This is a genomic window from Aneurinibacillus uraniidurans (assembly GCF_028471905.1).
GTDB lineage: Bacteria > Bacillota > Bacilli > Aneurinibacillales > Aneurinibacillaceae > Aneurinibacillus > Aneurinibacillus uraniidurans.
This window is the reverse complement of record NZ_CP116902.1, coordinates 2,109,543-2,128,602: the sequence shown is the minus strand read 5'-3', so window position 1 is coordinate 2,128,602 and position 19,060 is coordinate 2,109,543. Positions and strand designations below refer to the sequence as shown.

The 19,060-nt window shown below is 42.9% G+C and carries 17 protein-coding genes, 1 riboswitch and 1 other annotated feature (1 of these 19 running past the window's edge); of the genes, 7 read left to right on the top strand and 10 right to left on the bottom strand.

Features of this window, described 5'->3' with window-relative positions; all coding sequences use genetic code 11:
• Positions 1–217, top strand: a binding site (T-box leader); it begins 29 nt to the left of the window's first position.
• Between the two features lie 53 nt (positions 218–270).
• The gene (gene ileS / locus PO771_RS10630) at positions 271–3,372 is read left to right on the top strand and encodes an isoleucine--tRNA ligase (RefSeq protein WP_272559650.1); all 3,102 of its coding nucleotides are present in this window, start codon (positions 271–273) and stop codon (positions 3,370–3,372) included.
• Positions 3,373–3,428: 56 nt separating this feature from the next.
• Here the strand turns inward: ileS and PO771_RS10625 are convergent, their stop codons facing one another.
• Complete coding sequence (locus PO771_RS10625; protein ID WP_272559649.1) at positions 3,429–4,058, bottom strand: hypothetical protein; 630 nt, start codon at positions 4,056–4,058, stop codon at positions 3,429–3,431.
• A gap of 26 nt (positions 4,059–4,084) precedes the next feature.
• On the bottom strand, positions 4,085–5,383 hold the full coding sequence (locus tag PO771_RS10620; protein WP_272559648.1) for an MFS transporter: 1,299 nt from the start codon (positions 5,381–5,383) through the stop codon (positions 4,085–4,087).
• A gap of 435 nt (positions 5,384–5,818) precedes the next feature.
• Between PO771_RS10620 and PO771_RS10615 the strand changes: the two genes are divergently transcribed.
• A complete protein-coding gene (locus tag PO771_RS10615) occupies positions 5,819–7,960 on the top strand; it encodes an ATP-dependent Clp protease ATP-binding subunit (protein WP_272559647.1) in 2,142 nt (713 codons plus the stop codon).
• 300 nt (positions 7,961–8,260) lie between these two features.
• Here PO771_RS10615 and PO771_RS10610 read toward each other — a convergent pair whose 3' ends face one another.
• From PO771_RS10610 to PO771_RS10590, 5 genes are read right to left on the bottom strand one after another with little or no spacing between them, the layout of a single operon-like run.
• Complete coding sequence (locus PO771_RS10610; protein WP_272559646.1) at positions 8,261–9,334, bottom strand: ABC transporter substrate-binding protein; 1,074 nt, start codon at positions 9,332–9,334, stop codon at positions 8,261–8,263.
• Entirely contained in the window at positions 9,331–10,137 is an 807-nt protein-coding gene (locus PO771_RS10605; RefSeq protein WP_272563140.1) for an ABC transporter permease, read from the bottom strand. Before PO771_RS10605 ends, PO771_RS10610 begins: the two co-directional genes overlap by 4 nt.
• 13 nt (positions 10,138–10,150) lie before the next feature.
• Positions 10,151–10,942, bottom strand: a complete 792-nt coding sequence (locus PO771_RS10600; protein ID WP_272559645.1) for an ABC transporter permease — start codon at positions 10,940–10,942, stop codon at positions 10,151–10,153.
• Positions 10,932–12,041, bottom strand: a complete 1,110-nt coding sequence (locus PO771_RS10595; protein WP_272559644.1) for an ABC transporter ATP-binding protein — start codon at positions 12,039–12,041, stop codon at positions 10,932–10,934. The genes PO771_RS10600 and PO771_RS10595 overlap by 11 nt, the downstream gene beginning before the upstream one ends.
• Positions 12,042–12,077: 36 nt before the next feature.
• Positions 12,078–12,620 (bottom strand): helix-turn-helix domain-containing protein, encoded by a 543-nt coding sequence (locus PO771_RS10590; RefSeq protein WP_272559643.1) that lies wholly within the window; start codon positions 12,618–12,620, stop codon positions 12,078–12,080.
• 221 nt (positions 12,621–12,841) lie between these two features.
• On the opposite strand from PO771_RS10590, the gene PO771_RS10585 reads away from it, so the two are divergent.
• Together PO771_RS10585 and PO771_RS10580 are read left to right on the top strand one after the other, a co-directional pair.
• Positions 12,842–13,363, top strand: a complete 522-nt coding sequence (locus PO771_RS10585) for a hypothetical protein (protein ID WP_272559642.1) — start codon at positions 12,842–12,844, stop codon at positions 13,361–13,363.
• A 12-nt stretch (positions 13,364–13,375) separates the two neighbouring features.
• Complete coding sequence (locus tag PO771_RS10580) at positions 13,376–13,672, top strand: methyl-accepting chemotaxis protein (protein ID WP_272563139.1); 297 nt, start codon at positions 13,376–13,378, stop codon at positions 13,670–13,672.
• A gap of 82 nt (positions 13,673–13,754) precedes the next feature.
• Here the strand turns inward: PO771_RS10580 and PO771_RS10575 are convergent, their stop codons facing one another.
• The gene (locus PO771_RS10575) at positions 13,755–14,219 is read right to left on the bottom strand and encodes a hypothetical protein (RefSeq protein WP_272559641.1); all 465 of its coding nucleotides are present in this window, start codon (positions 14,217–14,219) and stop codon (positions 13,755–13,757) included.
• A gap of 103 nt (positions 14,220–14,322) precedes the next feature.
• Between PO771_RS10575 and PO771_RS10570 the strand changes: the two genes are divergently transcribed.
• Positions 14,323–14,976, top strand: coding sequence for a SprT family zinc-dependent metalloprotease (locus tag PO771_RS10570; RefSeq protein ID WP_272559640.1), 654 nt, complete (start codon positions 14,323–14,325; stop codon positions 14,974–14,976).
• Between the two features lie 25 nt (positions 14,977–15,001).
• Positions 15,002–15,484, top strand: a complete 483-nt coding sequence (locus PO771_RS10565) for a riboflavin biosynthesis intermediates N-glycosidase (RefSeq protein WP_272559639.1) — start codon at positions 15,002–15,004, stop codon at positions 15,482–15,484.
• Between the two features lie 132 nt (positions 15,485–15,616).
• On the opposite strand, the gene PO771_RS10560 is transcribed toward PO771_RS10565, so the two are convergent.
• Positions 15,617–16,585 (bottom strand): MBL fold metallo-hydrolase, encoded by a 969-nt coding sequence (locus tag PO771_RS10560; protein ID WP_272559638.1) that lies wholly within the window; start codon positions 16,583–16,585, stop codon positions 15,617–15,619.
• Between the two features lie 347 nt (positions 16,586–16,932).
• Here PO771_RS10560 and PO771_RS10555 point away from each other — a divergent pair, with 347 nt between their 5' ends.
• The gene (locus PO771_RS10555) at positions 16,933–17,295 is read left to right on the top strand and encodes an HsmA family protein (RefSeq protein WP_272559637.1); all 363 of its coding nucleotides are present in this window, start codon (positions 16,933–16,935) and stop codon (positions 17,293–17,295) included.
• Between the two features lie 75 nt (positions 17,296–17,370).
• On the opposite strand, the gene PO771_RS10550 is transcribed toward PO771_RS10555, so the two are convergent.
• The gene (locus PO771_RS10550; protein ID WP_272559636.1) at positions 17,371–18,525 is read right to left on the bottom strand and encodes a cation:proton antiporter; all 1,155 of its coding nucleotides are present in this window, start codon (positions 18,523–18,525) and stop codon (positions 17,371–17,373) included.
• A 348-nt stretch (positions 18,526–18,873) separates the two neighbouring features.
• Positions 18,874–18,986, top strand: a riboswitch (glycine riboswitch).
• The last annotated feature ends 74 nt before the right edge of the window (positions 18,987–19,060 follow it).

The window sequence follows — 19,060 nt, the reverse complement described above, 5'->3', positions numbered from 1 at the left end:
GTGAGTCTGTTCCCCAGAGAGCCGGTCGTTGCTGAAAGCCGGTGTTCAGTTCACAGCCGAATATCCTCTCCGAGAAGTCAAGCTGAATACGAGTAAGCTTGAACGGGATTCTACCGTTAAAAAGAACGCGTATGATTGTACGTTGCTGAGTGCTATTGATGAACGGTTTGTCATCGATAGAAGCCAGGGTGGTACCGCGGGTGAACCCGTCCCTAGTCATAGGGGCGGGTTTTTTGTGTGCTTTGTAATCCCAAAAAGGAGTGGTATCACATGAAAGAGGTCAATGTAAAAGAGTCAGCCACAGGGCGAGAACAGCGGATTCATGAGCAATGGAAAGAACAAAACACCTTTCAACAATCGATTCAAAATCGGGAAGGGAAACCATCCTTCGTATTTTATGAAGGGCCGCCAACAGCAAACGGGCTTCCTCATGTCGGGCATGCATTAGGGCGAACCATTAAAGATGTAGTGGCGCGCTACAAAACGATGACAGGTCATCAAGTCATCCGCAAAGCTGGCTGGGATACGCATGGATTACCGGTTGAGCTTGGTGTAGAAAAGCAGCTCGGCATCTCGGGTAAGCATGAAATCGAGAACTATGGAGTCGAAGCGTTTATTGAGAAATGCAAGGAGAGTGTATTCACGTACGAGAAGCAATGGCGTGATTTTACCGAGCAAATCGGATACTGGGTAGATATGGATAACCCATATATCACGCTGGATAATGCGTATATCGAAAGCGTTTGGAACATTCTTGGAACCTTGCATGAGCGAGGCTTATTATATAAAGGGCACCGAGTATCTCCGTATTGCCCAAGCTGCCAAACGTCTCTTAGCTCGCATGAAGTGGCACAAGGCTATAAGAACGTCAAAGATTTAACGGCTACTGCTAAATTTAGAGTGAAAGACCGCAAGAATGAGTATTTTTTAGGCTGGACGACAACACCATGGACACTTCCGGCAAATGTAGCGCTAGCTGTTCATCCTGATCTGGAGTACGTACGAGTCAAAGAAGGAGACTGCATTTATATTGTTGCGAAGGCACGAGCTGAACAAGTTTTACAGCAGGAATATACGGTATTATCCGAGCACAAAGGAAAGGAACTAGCAGGTCTTGCTTATGTACCGCCATTTGACTTTGTTAATGTGGAAAAAGGACATCAAGTAGTAACGGCTGATTATGTCACAGAACAAAGCGGTACTGGCATCGTTCATATTGCGCCAGCGTACGGAGAAGATGACTACAAAGTGATTCGCGAGAATGGCTTTTCTTTCGTAAATGTAGTGGATGGAAAGGGAAGATACACGAGCGAAGTCCCTTTATTCCAGGGCCGGTTTGTAAAAGACTGTGATGTCGATATCATTCGTTATTTAGCAGATAAAGGTCTGCTGTACCATAAAGAAAAACACGAGCACAGCTACCCACATTGCTGGCGCTGTGATGCACCATTGCTGTACTATGCAAATGAGAGCTGGTTCATTCAAACAACCGCTGTAAAAGAGCAATTCATCCAGAATAACGAAGGCGTAACATGGTATCCCGATCATATTAAGCACGGGCGATTCGGAAACTTCCTGGAAAACATGGTCGACTGGAACATTAGTCGAAACAGATACTGGGGAACACCGCTCAATGTGTGGCAATGCCAGGCGTGTGATCATCAATACGCCCCGAAAAGCATACAGGAGCTGCAAGATCATGCGACTCATCCGGTTACAGAGTCCATTGAATTGCACAAGCCATACGTCGATGAAATCAAACTGTGCTGTACGAAGTGCGGTGCTGCGATGACGCGTACCCCGGAAGTGATTGACGTGTGGTTTGATAGTGGATCAATGCCGTTTGCACAGTATCACTATCCATTTGCAAACAAAGCGCAATTCGAGAAACAATTTCCGGCTGATGTTGTGATCGAAGGGATTGACCAGACACGCGGCTGGTTTTATAGCCTGCTGGCTGTATCTACACTCTTTACCGGAAAAGCGCCGTATAAGCGTGTGCTATCACTTGGTCACATATTAGATGAGAACGGCCAGAAAATGTCCAAGAGTAAAGGAAATGCCTTGGAACCAGCTGACTTAATCCGGAAGTTTGGCGCAGACGCATTACGGTGGGCGCTGCTAGCAGATAGCGCACCGTGGAATCCGAAACGGTTTTCTGAACGCGTCGTACAGGAAGCAAAGTCCAAAGTCATTGATACGATTGTAAATGTATACGGGTTTTATGTGTTATATGCAAACCTAGACGAGTATCAACCAGATAAGAAATATAAGCAAGCTCGGACTAAACTGGATGAATGGATTTTGTCCCGTTTACACAGCACGATCAAACGAGTTAGAGAAAGCCTGGAGGATTATCAATTTACGAGTGCAGCACGGGAAATCGCCACATTCGTAGAGGAGCTGAGTAACTGGTATGTTCGTCGTTCACGGGACCGTTTCTGGTCGCAAGGGATGAGCGAGGAAAAAGCGGCGGCGTATGCAACGTTGCATGAGGTACTCGTAAAAACAAGTCAGTTGTTAGCGCCTTTTACACCTTTCATAGCTGAAGATATGTATACCAATCTCGAAGGCGGAAGTGTTCATCTAACTGACTATCCGGATTATAATGAAGCAAAAATTAATGCGAAGCTTGAAGAAGAGATGAATGCGGTATTGCAGGTTGTGGAAGTCGGGCGCAGTATCCGAAATACCGCTTCCTTAAAAGTTAAGCAGCCATTAGCGAGTCTGTCACTAATCGTAACGCACAACCAGGACATTCAGTGGGATGCTTATGGTGACATTATAAAAGAAGAATTAAACGTAAAAGCATTTCATGTTATCCAAAACGATGAGAACTTCGTGTCGTATAAGCTAAAATTGGATTTCAAAAAAGCAGGTCCGAAGTTTGGAGCGGAGACCAATCAGGTGAATCAGTGGCTGCAAAGTCTAACGAATACACAAGCTAAATCGTTTGTGGATAGGGGAGAAGCTAATTTTCAAACGCCTGCTGGTACGACACTTACAATCACCGCAGAAGATGTACAGATTGAAAAAGTTCCACACAAAGGATTTGCTGTCGCATCAAGCGGACCATATACCGTTATTCTTGATACGATGCTAACAGAAGAACTTGTTCAGGAAGGACTGGTTCGTGAATTACTTCGTGCGATTCAAGAATACCGCAAGAAATTACAGTTACCGGTTAACTTACGGATTGATATCGAGATGAGCATGGATGAGGAAATGAAGCAAGTCGTGGTACGCTACGAGAGTCTCTTGCAGGAAAACCTGCTTATGAATTCGTTACGTGTATGTAATGAGCTAGTGACAGGGGAACAAGTAAAAGTAGGAAGTAAGCTTGTTACGGTTCGAATTGTAAACCATTCATAATTGAAAACAACTTAGAAACAGATGAATACAAGTGGGAAAAAGCAGGGAGCGACCAATCAGCTTCCTGCTTCTTCACATTTTTTTGCCCTTTTCTTTGAGTCTTTTACTAAATGGTATAAGTCCAGTTTCCAAACATTTTGTTCCCTTTTTAATCCGTAATTTACAACCCGTGTTGTAGTCCCATACGTAATTTTAATTTGGACCACAAGGCTGTCCTTTTTTCTTGTTTCCTCATCTACTGAAATGGAGTCATAAAATCGATATGCTAAATAATCTTCGTTTAAATATTCAGATAAGTAATGGTCGTATTCATCTTTGAATCTATCAAGAGAAGGAAGTTGACCATTATTGTAAGTTAGCGCATATATTTTATCAGTTTCATGTTTCAATACTAAGTTCATATAGAGTAAGACAATCTGTTCTGGTGTGAAATCTGTTAAATGATCGAGATTACCATCCTCTAGAAATTGGTTGTACGTCTCTAGTTTATCTTTTGGTAATTGTTCAAGATAGGTAAAATCATGTTTTCGATCGACAGAGGTATTTACTGAACTGTTTTTATCGCTTTTCTTTTGACTGTCTTTAGTTTCGCTTTTTATCTCTTTGTCATTCGTTTTATTAACTGGAGTACACCCAGTTGTTAGTAAAAAAACACTCGATAACATGATTGGAACTATTCGTTTCAAATTAGCTTCCCCTTTTTGCATGAGTTTTAAAGTGATTTAGAAACAGATAGAGCATCATTTTTGGCTACAAGGTACTGTTTTCGCGCCAACCCCATCAACAATAATGCACCGACTGCGCAGCAAATAGCTGAGATGAAGAAGGAGGTCGTATAGGAATGGGTAACAGATACGACCCAGCCAGTGCAAAGCGGAGAAAGTGCCTGCCCGATGCTGAAAAACAAAGTCAGAAACCCCATTCCGGTCGGGACAGCCCGTGGTGGGAGAAAGTCGCCTACACTTGCCATCATTAAGGTCGGAACACCCCATAACGTAAGCGCATACAAAAATATAGATCCTGTTATTGTAACTGGATGGGGGAGTAGGAGAAGTAGAAGTAGCGTACTTTGTACACTGTATATCCAGGTCAGAACTCGCACTCGCCCGAATCGATCGGATAAGGCACCACAAATGAATCCGCTTACAATGCTAGAGATGCCAGCAAGGGAGAATAATCCGCCTGCTTCTATTTTGGAATAATTCAGCCCTTCCATTAAATAATCCACTAGAAAAGTAGTAAAGATCAAATAGCTAAATCCCCATAAAAAATAGCTGCCCCCAAGCATCATAAATACAGGATTGCGAAACAAAGCGCGGAAGGTAGTCTCCTCCTGTTCGCCGCTATGTTCTGGCGTACTTGACTCCGTATGTATGCAAGGATCTGTTGCCCCGATTTTGCTCAGCTTCACTTCAGTAGGATTATTCCGTAAAAACAACATACAGAAGAGCCAGATGGCAGCCGAAAAGCCGAAAAACAACAAGGTTGCGTTCCGCCACCCGTTGTCTGCCTGCGAGTAGCTTACCATATACGGGACAAACATCCCGCTAAATACCATGCCGCCACCGCCACCGGCATTAGCAATGCCAAGGGCCATCCCTTTTTTACGGTCTGCAAACCAGTTAAATAAAAGACCAAGCGCTGAAATGTTCAGGATACCAATGAGGAAGCCGAGTAGAAACACAAGTACAATCATCGCGGCAAAGCTGGTTATACGTGAAAAAATAAATAGTACAGAGGAAAAGATGAACAATCCGCAAACAATCGTCCGGCGATGCTGATAACGATGAATAAACGATCCCGCCAGTAGTGAGCCAACAAGATAGCCAGAGAAAAGTGCAGTGGTTAAATAGCCAACTAAAGCGTAAGACAATTGCATATCATTGCGAATAAATGGAATCATAATACCAAAAGAAAAGCGTCCGAGCCCCATGCTTGCCAGGATGGTAAGCGTCATTAGGATAAGAATGATCCAACCATAATGAACCGATCGCTTGCTGAACCTATTCAAAAGTGCTTTCCTCCTCACCAATTCTCTCATTATTATATAGAATAGTAAGATAATATATGATTGATTGCAAGAAAAACCATATGTTTGTCAGGATTGGCACGGTTTACACTGTGAATCTAACATATAAAATGTTTATATGGTAAGATAAGAGCAGAATACAGCATTATCAGGAAGAAGGGACATATATGACGTTTGTGATTGTAGCCGTTGGGGCACTTATTGTTACGACAATTCTGTTCCAGATCGTAAAACGTTTTTAAACTTGCAGCGGAGTTGGCTTATACATCGTATCTACGATGGAGCTAACTCCGTTTTTCATTATAAACAATTTTTGCAGCACCTCTTGAAAGTCAGGAAAGGTCAGTATATAATCAAACTATAAGGTCAAAGAAAGTCAATGTCAGATAAAACAGATACAATAAAGGAGGCAGACATATGCTTTGTCAAAACTGCAATCAAAAACAGGCGCATGTATTTGTTACGATGCAGCGTCAAAATCACACGCAGAAGGTGCATCTCTGCCGTGACTGCTATACAACATTTGCAAATAAAATGGGCATGCCAGCAGGAGCTGGGTCATTCCCGAATTTCTCGGGCATGGATGCACTTTTTAAAGGATTCTCAATGCCGCCTGCCAACGAAGGGATGGGAGCTGAACATTCACCAATGGCTGTACCGCAGCAAGGTGGCATTCTTGATAGCGCAGGACGCAATTTGAGCGAAGCAGCAAAAGCCGGGTTGATTGATCCGGTAATTGGCCGCGATCATGAGATTGAGCGCATTATTGAAATTTTAAACCGTCGCACGAAAAACAATCCGGTCTTACTCGGTGAACCAGGCGTCGGAAAGACCGCGATCGCTGAAGGATTAGCTGTCAGAATTTCTGACGGAGACGTTCCAACCAAACTTCGCAATAAAGTTGTGTATACACTCGATGTCGCTTCACTTGTCGCAGGCACGGGCATCCGAGGACAATTCGAGGAAAAAATGAAGCAAATTATTACCGAACTACAGGCACGTAAAAATGTCATTTTGTTCATTGACGAAATTCATCTACTCGTCGGTGCTGGTTCAGCAGAAGGCTCAATGGATGCAGGCAACATTCTGAAACCAGCGCTTGCAAGGGGCGAGCTGCAAGTAATCGGAGCAACGACACTGAAAGAATACCGTCAGATTGAAAAAGACGCTGCCCTCGAACGTCGCTTCCAGCCGGTCATGGTCAAAGAACCAACTGTCCCAGAAGCGATCAAAATTCTGCAAGGTCTGCGTCCGAAATACGAAGCGTATCATGAAGTGGCGTATTCGGATGAAGTGATTCGTGCCTGCGTTGAGCTGTCACATCGTTACATCCAGGATCGTTTCCTGCCAGATAAAGCGATTGACCTGCTTGATGAAGCAGGTTCCAAAGTGAACTTGCGCACAGCCGGGCATGACACAGAAGCGCAGCATGCACGGTTACGTGAGATTGTCGAGGAGAAACAAGCGGCTACTGTGAAAGAGGAATATGAACGTGCTGCCAAACTTCGCGATGAAGAAATGCACATTCTCGAACAGCTTGATCGTCATAAAGGCGAGGTGGCACGCACGGATGTAACCGTAGAAGATATTCAAGACATTATTGAACGAAAAACGGGGATCCCGGTTAGAAAATTGCAAAGCGCAGAACAGACAAAAATGCAGAACCTGGAAGCACAGCTTGCAGCACGAGTAATTGGTCAGCCAGATGCCGTTAAGCAGGTAACAAAAGCGATCCGTCGCAGCCGCACCGGACTGAAGCCGAAAAATCGACCAATTGCTTCGTTCCTGTTTGTCGGTCCGACTGGTGTCGGTAAAACCGAGCTGACCCGTGTGCTTGCCGAGGAGCTATTTGGCACGAAAGAATCAATGATTCGCCTTGATATGAGTGAATACATGGAGAAACATTCTGTCTCTAAACTGATCGGCTCACCACCAGGCTATGTCGGCCATGAAGAAGCGGGCCAGCTGACTGAACGCGTACGCCGCAATCCATACAGCATTATTCTGCTGGATGAGATTGAAAAAGCGCATCCGGATGTGTTGAACATGTTCCTGCAAATTCTCGAAGACGGACGTCTGACAGACAGCCAGGGCCGCACAGTGAACTTTAAAGATACGGTCGTAATTGCGACGAGCAACGCAGGAGTAGCGGAGCGGAAAATCACAGTCGGATTTGAGGCTGAAAGCAAGGTGGAGCCTGCAACCGTTACTGATTCGCTTACAGCTTACTTTAAACCAGAATTCCTGAATCGTTTTGATGCCGTGATCTCGTTTAATCAGTTGGCAAAACAAGATCTCGTACAAATTGTCGACGTAATGCTTGCTGATAGCCTGAGTGAATTGTACGAACAGGGGATTGCTGTCACAGTTACAGCAGAGGTGAAAGAGATGCTGGCAGATCGCGGCTATCACCCTGCCTTTGGCGCTCGTCCATTGCGTCGGGTCATCCAGCAGGAGATTGAAGACCGTATTGCTGACCTGTTGATTGAAGAAGGCGACGTGAAGCAGATCGAGATTATCGTAGAAGATCATGAATGCAAAGCTGTAAAAAAATCATAAATCCGGGGATCATGCCTAAGAAATCATGTTTAAACGTTGCAAGCATTCTGTCAAAAGGCTTGCGAGATAAACAAGCCCATATTAAAATGTTGGAAAAGAATAAGCGGAACAAACATGATTTTTTATTATAGGAGTGATCTGGCAACTTGTTAAAGGTAGCGATTTATCTTGTGCTTTCATTCGGGATCGTAGCGTATCTTGTCCATTTTCTCTTGAAATATTTAGATAAAAACGATATTCGATAAAGAGTATATGACCAAAAAAGCCTGACGAAATCTGATAGATTCGTCAGGCTTTTACTTATTTTGTATGCATTTTGAACTCCAGGAACAGTTCATTATAATGGGCGAGCATACGCTTGCCAAGGTTTTCATATACTTCAAGTTTTCCTGTTACGTCTGGACTTGGGTAAAATCGTTCATCTTCTGCGATATCTTTTGGTAAGAAGGCCAACGCTTTTTCATTCGGTGTCGAGTAGCCTACATATTCAGCATTTTGTGCGGCATGCTTCGGATCGAGCATGAAGTTAATAAATTTATGAGCACCTTCGATGTTTTTAGCTGTTTTCGGAATGACCATGTTATCAAACCATAAGTTTGAGCCTTCCTCCGGTACAACATAATCAAGCTTTTCGTTCTGGCCCATAATTTCACTTGCATCTCCCGACCAGACCACACCGACAGCAGCTTCTTCATTGGCAAGCAGCATTTTAATTTCATCCCCGACAATAGCTTTTACGTTCGGCATTAGAGTCGTCAGCTTTTGCTTTGCTTCCTGAAGATGCGCTTCATTCGTATCATTTAACGAGTAGTGCAGACTGTTCAGCCCCATGCCCATCACTTCACGCGCACCGTCTACGAGTAAAATCTGATTGCGTAAATCCGGGCTCCACAAGTCATTCCACTTCGTAATCTTTTTACCCCCGAGCATTTCAGGGTTGTATACAATCCCAACCGTTCCCCAGAAGTAGGGGACGGAGTATGTATTATTTGGATCGAACGATAAATTAAGAAAGCGCGGGTTAATGTTTTTCAAGTTCGGAATTTTAGCATGATCAATCGGCAGAAGGAGATTCTCTTCCTTCATCTTGCTGATCGTATATTCAGACGGAACAGCGACATCGAATGTTGTTCCACCTTGCGCGATTTTCGTGATCATGGCTTCATTTGAATCAAAGGTTTGATAGATGACTTTAATTCCGGTTTCTTTTTCAAATTCTGTTATGAGTTCTGGATCGATATAATCACCCCAGTTATACACCGTCAGCGTATTAGCACCAGTATAGCCCTGTGTTGAATTAAGGCGGGATGTTACAAACATCAAGGCAAACGCGACGGCAAACAAAAGGATAAACATACGTGTTAGCTGCTTCATGGACGTAATCCAGCTCCTTTCGCTCGACCGTTGCTGCGCTTATTAATGAAGTAATAGCCGATGACCAGTACAATCGTAAACAGGAAAATAAGCGTGGACAGTGCGTTAATGTTAAGGGCGATACCTTGGCGAGCGCGTGAATAGATTTCAACGGATAACGTTGAGAATCCGTTCCCTGTCACAAAGAATGTAACCGCAAAATCATCAAGGGAATACGTCAATGCCATAAAAAATCCTGCGAAAATTCCGGGTGTAATAACCGGCAGGACCACTTTCGTCAGTACATCCCACTGACTTGCTCCTAAATCACGAGCCGCATCGATCAGCGTTGGGCTCATATCCTGCAGCTTCGGCAGCACCATAATGACCACAATTGGTACACTAAAGGCGATATGCGACAATAATACCGATGTAAAGCCAAGCTTAATACCCGCAATGGTAAATAGGATGAGAAAAGACGCACCAATAATAATATCCGGGCTTACAATCAATACATTGTTCAACGAAAGCAGCATGTTCTTTGCTTGATGCCGTCTAACATGGTGAATAGCCAATGCCCCGGCTACGCCAAGTATTGTCGAGAGCGCTGCGGATAGAAGGGCGATCACAAGCGTATTTAGCACAATAATGAGCAAACGCGTATCATGAAACACTTCCTCGTACCATTTCAGTGTAAAGCCTTCAAATTCATGCATGGACCCGCCGCTGTTGAACGAGTAATATGTCAAATAAAAGATCGGTGCATACAAAATGACAAATACAACACATAAATATACATTTGATAGATTTCGTTTTAGCTTCATCATCGACCCACCCTCACTTCCGCTTTCCTGTTACGATCATAATGATCACCATGGCAAGGATGAGGAAGACGGCAATGGTTGCGCCCATTCCCCAATCTTGTGTTACGAGGAAGTGCTGTTCGATCGCAGTCCCAAGCGTAATGACCCGGTTACCGGCAACGAGACGGGTGATCATAAACAATGACAGAGCTGGAATAAATACCGCTTGGCAGCCTGATTTTACGCCATCAAGTGTCAGCGGGAAAATCACACGGCGAAATGTCGTCCATGAAGATGCTCCCAGGTCGCGGGCTGCATCGATAAACGATGGATTCAATTTCTCAAGCGCATTGAAAATCGGTAAAATCATAAACGGAATAAAAATATAGACCGATACAAACAAAAAACTAAAATCGGTAAATAAGATTTGTTTTTTGCCGATACCGAGCACTTCTAACAGGGCGTTTGCTGTTCCGTATGTACCGAAAATCCCCAGAAACGCATAAGCTTTCAGCAGCAGGTTGATCCATGTTGGTAAAATAATGAGCAGCAGCCATAATTGCTTATGCTTTGTCTTGGTCAAGAAATATGCGGTCGGATACGCAATCAACAGCGAGAATGCCGTAATAAGAAAGGCATACCAGAATGAGCTCAGCGTCATTTTTAAATAAACGGGCGTAAAAAACTTCTCATAATTCGCTAGCGTAAAGTGCCCCTCAATGTCAAAAAACGAATAGTAGAGGACAAGTAAAAGAGGGGCAATCACAAACAGCACAATCCAGAGCAAATAAGGAGCGAGATATACGTTACGAATTCTATTTTGCATGGTGAACCTCATCGTACGATTCGAGCCGCTTATCGAATTCTTCTTCTGTTTCGCCGAAGCGCATAACATGGATCGCTTCTGGATCGAAATAGAGACCTACCGTTTCGCCGACAACTGCCTGGCGGGTAGAGTGGACGAGCCATTCATTTCCGCCTTCATCATAGCAGCAAATCTCATAATGGACGCCCCGGAATAGCTGGGAGTCAACTCGTACCTGAAGTTTTCCATTTTCACGTGTTGTTACTTCCAGGTCTTCCGGTCGAATCACGATTTCAATCGGTTCATCTCGGTTGAAGCCCTGATCGACACACTCAAACTGCTTCCCGGCGAATTCCACGCGGAAATCATCAATCATTTTCCCCGACACGATATTCGATTCTCCGATAAAATCTGCGACAAAGCGGTTGATCGGCTCATCATAAATGTCTGTCGGGGTGCCGCTTTGCTGGATTTTACCTTCATTGAGCACAAAAATCTCATCGGACATCGCCAGCGCCTCTTCCTGATCGTGCGTAACAAAAATAAATGTAATGCCCAGACGCTGCTGCAGCTCACGCAGCTCATACTGCATCTCTGTTCGAAGCTTCAGATCAAGTGCGGACAGCGGCTCATCAAGCAAGATGACTTCCGGCTCATTCACGATCGCCCGAGCAATTGCAACCCGTTGTCGCTGCCCGCCGGACATTTCACTAATTTCCCGTTTTTCATAACCGTCCAGGTTAACGAAGCGAAGGGCTTCTTTTACTTTCGCCTGAATCGCAGCTTCTTTCATTTTTTTAATGCGCAGGCCAAACGCTACATTTTCAAAGACGTTGAGGTGGGGGAAAAGGGCATAATCCTGGAATACTGTATTTACTTGACGTTCATTCGCTGGAACGTGATTGATCACTGTGCCGTTAAAATAAATGTTTCCATGAGATGGCTCAGTAAAGCCGGCAATAAGGCGGAGAATCGTCGTTTTTCCACAGCCGGATGGGCCGAGGAGGGTGTAGAATTTCCCGCGCTCAATTTCAAAGCTGACATTATCAAGCACAGGCGCATCTTCATCATATTGCTTTGTAACATGTTCAAAGCGAATAATCGTGTTCGTTGTGTTCATAGCTATGACTCCTTGTTCAAATTAGTAGAGTTGTGCTTACAAATATGATTCGGTCGCAACGAGAAGGAGTTCGGATGGGCCCGTGTCATCGTTTACAATCTGATGTTCATCGGATGCATGGAAATAGATCGCTTCCCCGGCCTTGGCATGATATACGTGCTTACCAAGCCGAACGGCAATGCGCCCGCGCAGTACATACGCGAACGTCTCGGAAAGTGATGGTTCAAACTTTTTAAATTCTCCTTTTTCCTGAAGCAGCAGATGAATCGGCTCCATTTCTTTTTCATTAGACTCTGGCACGAGCCATTGAATATGATAGCCGCGCTCCTCATCCGTGAAACCGGTTTGTTCTTCTTCGCTATACACGACTTTTTGTTCCCGTTCTTCTTCATTAAAGAACGAATTCGGAGTACAGCCGAGCACTTCAAGAATATGAAAAAACGTTTCGAGAGAGGGGGAGCTTAAATCCCGTTCGAGTTGGGAGATGTATCCTTTACTTAAATCAGTCCGTTCTCCTAGCTCTTCCTGCGTTAGTCCTTTTTTTAAGCGTAAATTTTTTATTTTTTTCCCGATCTGCATGGTATTCTCCTTCACTTTGTTCACCTGGAGTAAACTTGCGGTCAAGAAAGTTTATTTTTATCAAACTATAAGTTTACTTCGAATATTATACAAACTTTTCCTTGAACTACAATATGTAAATAGACCCACATACCTAGTTTTTTAATTTATTACTACACTTTACCAATTAAATCATAGCATAATGATCTAAATACTTTTAAAAAGATAGAAAGGTGACGAATGTGAACCCACTACTCCAAAGCATCATAGATGTTATGAAAATTTATCAGGCCGGTTACCCGGAAGATACGTGCCTTTTGCTGTATGACCATGAAAAACTAATCGGGTATTTGCCAGGAGAAAAGTTAGATTTTAAACTCCCACTCGGAACACGTATCGAAAATATAAAAGGAACAGTTGTGGAAAAAGTATGGCGTACAAAAGTTACCCATCCATTACGCGAAGAACGAGGGGTAGAAAAATACGGGTTTTCCTACATATCTACCGCTATTCCTATATTTGATAATGGGGAACTCATTGCGATTTTTAGTGCGGTCGTTTCCAACGAAAAACTGGATACGATCCGTTTAGCTTCGAGCGACTTAGTGATCGCGATTACCGATTTGACCTCAACAACCGATCATATTGCACATGCTTCTCATGATGTAGCCGTTCATGTAGAAGAATTATCGAATCGCTCGTTATCCGTAAAGAGTGACATTCAAGAAATAAATAATGTGCTTTCGTTTATTCAGAAAATTTAAACACAATCTAAAATTCTTGGGCTTAATGCGTCCATTGAAGCGGCGCGGGCCGGAGAGCAAGGACGAGGCTTCTCAGTAGTGGCGAAAGAAATTCAAACAATGTCAGAACAAAGTCGATCTTCAACGGACGACATCGCAAACCAGCTGGAGAATATTATTGCTTCCATCACGTACATAAATGAATCCATTCAGCGAATTGCTGCTCATGCGCGAGAAAATGCGGCAACATCGGAAGAAATGAAAGCAACTTTTGATACAATTTCGCATACGTCCGATAAGTTGCTACAGCTCGTGCAGAAAACCGTATAATGATGACAACAAAAATCCACCTGCCTAGAAATGGGGCTGATACAGCCTACACCATTTTCCTAACAGGTGGATCTTTTATTATCTACAGGCGATGAAAGCCTTCTTCACGTAGATATTGTTCTGCTTCGTCATACGACTCAAAAGAAGCTTCCAGATTCAATCCGGTATATACATTCCATAGCTCGTTTTCATACATAAGTACAAGTATATGTTGATCCGGCCCTGCCCAACGTTCTTCCTGTCCATCTTCTGTAACAGCCGATGTATGGTGAGATGATAAGGAATCAATGGACGACTTGATTAAAGAGCGAAGATCCGCTGCGGAATAGTCGCGAATATTTGTTAAACCTCGATCATCTGATTCATAGCCCGGCAGCTGTCCGGTGTAAACAAAGCCATTTCCGTTCGGATGCAGATGATACACGACGATTTTTTTGTCAAATATGCTTTCATCATAGTGAAAATTTACTCGTCCAAGCGAGACGTTTTTCCGCTGCAATTCAGGGAATGATTCAATAACTGCGAGCTTTTCTTCAAATGGTAACATGGACATCTCCATTTCAGTTCAGTTAGATTCTTTGTGCGTTTCGATTATACCATAGGCGTTGAATGTGTTGCGAGAATGAGATCGCTCTCTTACAATAATAGGTATGAATGATATAAAACCTACTGCCCTAATGATGAAATACTTATACTCTCTTGTGTTAGAAGCAGGGGAGAAGCCTGATTCTTTATTAGTTCAGCTTTCGTATGAGGAAGCTCTTGAACATATCAATCGTCTCAAACGACTTGTCACAAGACAGACGATTGATACAAGCGATCACAAAGAACTGGCCCAGATCGGCAATCAGCTTAGTCTTACCTACTACGGACGTCCATGCAAAATTCCGATTGAGTGGGATAAGTCACTGAAAAATGCGGCCGGTTATTTCATGTTTGATCCGCGAGCCCATAAACCGCTGCGCATTATTCAGAGCATGTGGCAGTACAACCAGTTTGGTGCTCGGCACGTGATTGCTACATTGAAACATGAGCTGGCTCATTATCATTTGTTTATCGAAGGCAAACCATTCCGGGATGAAGACGCTGCTTTTAAAGAAGAATGCAGGCGGATTGGTGCTCCGTTATACGCATTGGCGATGCAGGAAGGCTATGAAACGCACTGCTCGGTTTGTGGGACATTCACCGGGCTTGAAAAGAAAAATCGCAAGAAGCTGATGAGCCGTTGCTGTAAGCAGGCGCTTGATTTTGGCTCGTATGTGCTTATTTTTCCAAATGGGCTGCGGGTAGAAGTGCAAAAATAATTTGTAGAGGAGAGATATGAGTTATATGGAGAAGTTCACATTTTTTTGGCGATCTAAATCACCTTTTTCTCAATGGTATCCAGGCACATTTTGTGTGAATAATATTGTGTTTAATTGTGCTGAGCAGTATATGATGTATCAAAAAGCAAAATTATTTAATGATGAAACCATTGCTCAAAAAATATTACAAACGAAATCGCCTAACGAACAAAAGAAGCTCGGTCGTAAAGTAAAGAATTTTGATCAAAAAAAGTGGGAACAAGCTTGCAAGCAAATTGTCTATGATGGAAGTTACGCAAAGTTTTCGCAAAACGTAGAGCTAAAGAAAAAATTATTGGCTACGGCAGGAACAACCATTGTAGAGGCAAGTCCGGTTGATCGAATTTGGGGTGTGGGATTAAGTGAAGATGATCCAAGAATATTGGATCGGACGAAATGGCTAGGAACTAACTGGTTAGGTGAAATTTTAACAAAAGTACGGGAAGATTTAATGGAGGAAAAAGAATAAAAACGATTTTTCCTACGCTTTTAACGAGCGGCTTATCACCTGCTGATACCTCAGCAGGTGATAAGCCGCTCGTTTTTCGTAAGTAGAAGGGGAAGTGAATTTATTTTCCTCTTTTAGTTAAGTGAGATAATCTTAGGTTCTCCAATCTTTCGGCTTTATATTTTTATTCATCCATTCCTTTGGTGGTACTTGGTATGGGGTGGTTGCGATTAAATGATTATTGTGCCAGCTTGCTGCTCCGGAACGAACCATTTCATCGAGCAGGATATGAACAAATTCTTCAGGCTGAAGCTGGAAAGAGTAGCGGGCAAAATCTTGGAACCAACCACATTTTAATAGGTAGTTATTGATTTCTTCTTTTGCCAAACCGTTTTTAATGATTAATGCGTATGCAAAAATTCTTTTACAGGCATGCCATGAAATTTTTTCTGGCGTTCTAAGCCACTTTTCAAACCGTTCCCTTGCGGCATCAATCGCAGCCAGAGGATTCTCTATTTGAGGACCATGTCCTGGATAAGCCTGTTGAATCGGGAGCACTGATAACCGGTCTAAACTTTCTATCGATCGTTGGACGGATGCAACGCCTTCTCGAAAGATATTGATCCATCCGATATCATTTTTGTAAAAGAGATCTCCACAAATTAATATCCCTTCATCAGGTTCATATAAAGATATATGGCCTAACGTATGTCCCGGTGTGTGCAGGACCTTCAAGGTTCGACTTCCTGTAATGATCTCATCGTTATCTGAGAGATTTATATCGACTCGATAAGGTTCTACAGGCTGATCTAACCACTCTGCACTACAAGCTTCAGGGTCACAAGAATTAATTAAATCGGCTTCCCATTTATGAGCAGCAATCATAACACCATAATTTTTTTGAAGATGAAAATTGCCTCCTACATGATCACTATGATAATGCGTGTTCACAATAAGGTGTAATTCCTCTGGTGAAGTGCCCGCTTCCTTAATTAATTGCTCTGTATCTTTCGCATCACTCCCAAAACCGGTATCAATAAGGATCGGGAGCTGATCCTGAATAAGAATCATGTTTGCACTTGGGAATTCTCTCTCAAAGAAAATGATACGGGACTTTTGCATAAGTACCTCCTTAAATCAATAAATACACAATTATGAGCGAATGATCAGTCAACTATATTATATATAGATAATAATTAAAATAAAAAGATTATTTTATGAAAAATGTTAGTACGCTAACGGTTAGATTAGTAAAAAACTATAAATGAACAAAAAACACATCTTGAAGAGCAGGTAAAGTTTTAAAATACTGCGTACAAAAACAAAACCACACAATCTCCCAACCACAACCCAAACAAAAAAAATACCCGTATCACAATATGCTGTTCATCTTCTATTCATATTGAGAGCTTATAATGATCTCAATCAGATATCCTTTATCAACAAAGAGATGAACAGGAGAGGAAAACATGTTAACATTTGCGGTTGTTTTTATTAATGTAGCATTAGTTTTGTATACAATTGGTGTGTGGAGTGAACGGAGAGCCGGACAGTTAAAAGGAAAACATCTTCTGTTTTTCTGGGGTGGGTTATTATTCGATACACTTGGCACAACGTTTATGGAAAAGTTAAGCACGGCTCACTCTTTGAACTTGCATGCAGTGACCGGAATAACGGCCCTTGTCCTTATGCTAATTCACGCTTTGTGGGCTACGGTTGTTTACTTTACAAAAAACAAAGAACGTGTCACCCGGTTTCATACCTTTAGCTTATCAGTCTGGGGGATCTGGCTTGTTCCTTATCTTATTGGAGTAGGCTTAAGTTTTATATAAAACTTGATGTACGATAAGGGGAAAATTAACGAATCAAAGGACGGCTATATGCCGTCCTTTGTTATTGGTGTAGAACTAGTCAAAAGACTTCTGTTCCTGCCCCATTTTATTCATGAAAAACAACTTCATCATTGGAGGAGTCACAATTGTTGTAACCAATACAACGACTACAAGAATCGAAAACAACTCCGTACTCAACAGGTTCGCTTCCAGTCCAATCCCTGCAATAATTAATGCTACCTCACCACGCGATACCATCGCCGATCCGATCCCCATTGAACTTCGCCATTGAAAACCAGCCAACTTAGCTCCAAGCGCTCCACCGAATAGCTTCGTCACGATTGCCAGTACACTTAACCCTACGATCAGACCAATCTGGTCTCCAAGGCCACTAAATTCTACTGCAATGCCAATCGATGTGAAAAACACCGGTACAAAAATCGAATAACTAATTGTCTCCACTTTCTCAAAAACTTCATGCTTATAGTCTGTTACACTAATGGCAACCCCGGCAATATAAGCCCCGATAATGGCTGCAATACCTGCATACTCCGCCATATACGCAAACGTAAAGCAAATGATTAATCCTGCTGACACAACTGATTCTGTTACGCGCAGCGGAGCAAACTTCTTCAGCACCCACGGCACGATCTTCCATCCTACGAGAATCGCAATAGCAAAGAATGCGACCTTTTTGCCAATAACCATACTTAGACTGACTTCGCCACCTGCCATGCTCATCAGGAAAGCCAGTGCAATAATTACGACAATATCATCAATTACAGCTGCGCCGAGAATTGTTACCCCTTCTTTGGTGTTCAAACTTCCCATTTCCTTCAGTGCCTGAACGGAGATGCTTACACTAGTAGCAGATAATAATAATCCAAGAAACAGCGCTTGTAAAGAAGAATAGTTCATAAATAGCCCTGCAAGATAACCGGCCCCAAGCGGCAGCAGAATTCCTGCCATTCCGACATACGTCGATGCTTTGCCAGATCGCTTGAATTCATCTACATCGGTTTCCAATCCAGCGATAAACATCAATAAGATTACCCCGATCTGGCTTATCTCATGCAGTATTTCCGTATCGTGGATCCAGCCTAGCATAGCGGGCCCTAATACAATTCCAATGACTAACTTTCCTAACACAGACGGCTGACCAAGCCGTACGCTCACATCTCCAGCAATTTTAGAAGCGATTAAAATAAGTGCTAATGTTAGAACAAGCATTCTTTTTCCACCTTTCTGTTGTAGTTTGTGAAAGTAGACCAAAAAACATAAAAAGAGCCTGTGAAACACAGGCTCTAAAAAAGAATAGAACAATCCCGTGTTTGACAGGCTCCTCCAAGGTCCATGCATGAAATTATGTAATTATTTTATCATTTTTAATAAAATCGAGCAAGAATATAAAATACATCTTGATTTATTTGTTTATCAATGTCTATACTATTATTTGTTAATCATATAGCATTCGGATGAACCATACAGGAGAAGATCAACCGATCTACCGATGGGGCAAGAAGCTGGTCGGACAGCTTTGAAACTCTCAGGTCTTGGATAACAAGTAGAACTGCATGGGGACGAATCTCTGGAGAGACTCCCTCCTGCCAGTGGCATGGAGGATACAGAGCACCGAAGGAGCAAATCTGCACAGCAGATAATCTCTCAGGTAAAAGGACAGAGACAAGCGACAGGAAAAACCGATGCCGAATCGGTTTATTTTTCTATCCCTTGTATCTCCAGAGACCATTTCATATGAATGAAA

Bases quoted from the DNA above. Each gene is read 5' to 3' on its own strand.
- PO771_RS10555 (WP_272559637.1), top strand. From the start codon at position 16,933: ATGTTAACATTTGCGGTTGTTTTTATTAATGTAGCATTAGTTTTGTAT.
- PO771_RS10615 (WP_272559647.1), top strand. From the start codon at position 5,819: ATGCTTTGTCAAAACTGCAATCAAAAACAGGCGCATGTATTTGTTACG.
- PO771_RS10575 (WP_272559641.1), bottom strand. From the start codon at position 14,219: ATGTTACCATTTGAAGAAAAGCTCGCAGTTATTGAATCATTCCCTGAA.
- PO771_RS10610 (WP_272559646.1), bottom strand. From the start codon at position 9,334: ATGAAGCAGCTAACACGTATGTTTATCCTTTTGTTTGCCGTCGCGTTT.
- PO771_RS10595 (WP_272559644.1), bottom strand. From the start codon at position 12,041: ATGAACACAACGAACACGATTATTCGCTTTGAACATGTTACAAAGCAA.
- PO771_RS10600 (WP_272559645.1), bottom strand. From the start codon at position 10,942: ATGCAAAATAGAATTCGTAACGTATATCTCGCTCCTTATTTGCTCTGG.
- PO771_RS10560 (WP_272559638.1), bottom strand. From the start codon at position 16,585: ATGCAAAAGTCCCGTATCATTTTCTTTGAGAGAGAATTCCCAAGTGCA.
- PO771_RS10605 (WP_272563140.1), bottom strand. From the start codon at position 10,137: ATGAAGCTAAAACGAAATCTATCAAATGTATATTTATGTGTTGTATTT.
- PO771_RS10590 (WP_272559643.1), bottom strand. From the start codon at position 12,620: ATGCAGATCGGGAAAAAAATAAAAAATTTACGCTTAAAAAAAGGACTA.
- PO771_RS10550 (WP_272559636.1), bottom strand. From the start codon at position 18,525: ATGCTTGTTCTAACATTAGCACTTATTTTAATCGCTTCTAAAATTGCT.
- PO771_RS10570 (WP_272559640.1), top strand. From the start codon at position 14,323: ATGAATGATATAAAACCTACTGCCCTAATGATGAAATACTTATACTCT.
- ileS (WP_272559650.1), top strand. From the start codon at position 271: ATGAAAGAGGTCAATGTAAAAGAGTCAGCCACAGGGCGAGAACAGCGG.
- PO771_RS10565 (WP_272559639.1), top strand. From the start codon at position 15,002: ATGGAGAAGTTCACATTTTTTTGGCGATCTAAATCACCTTTTTCTCAA.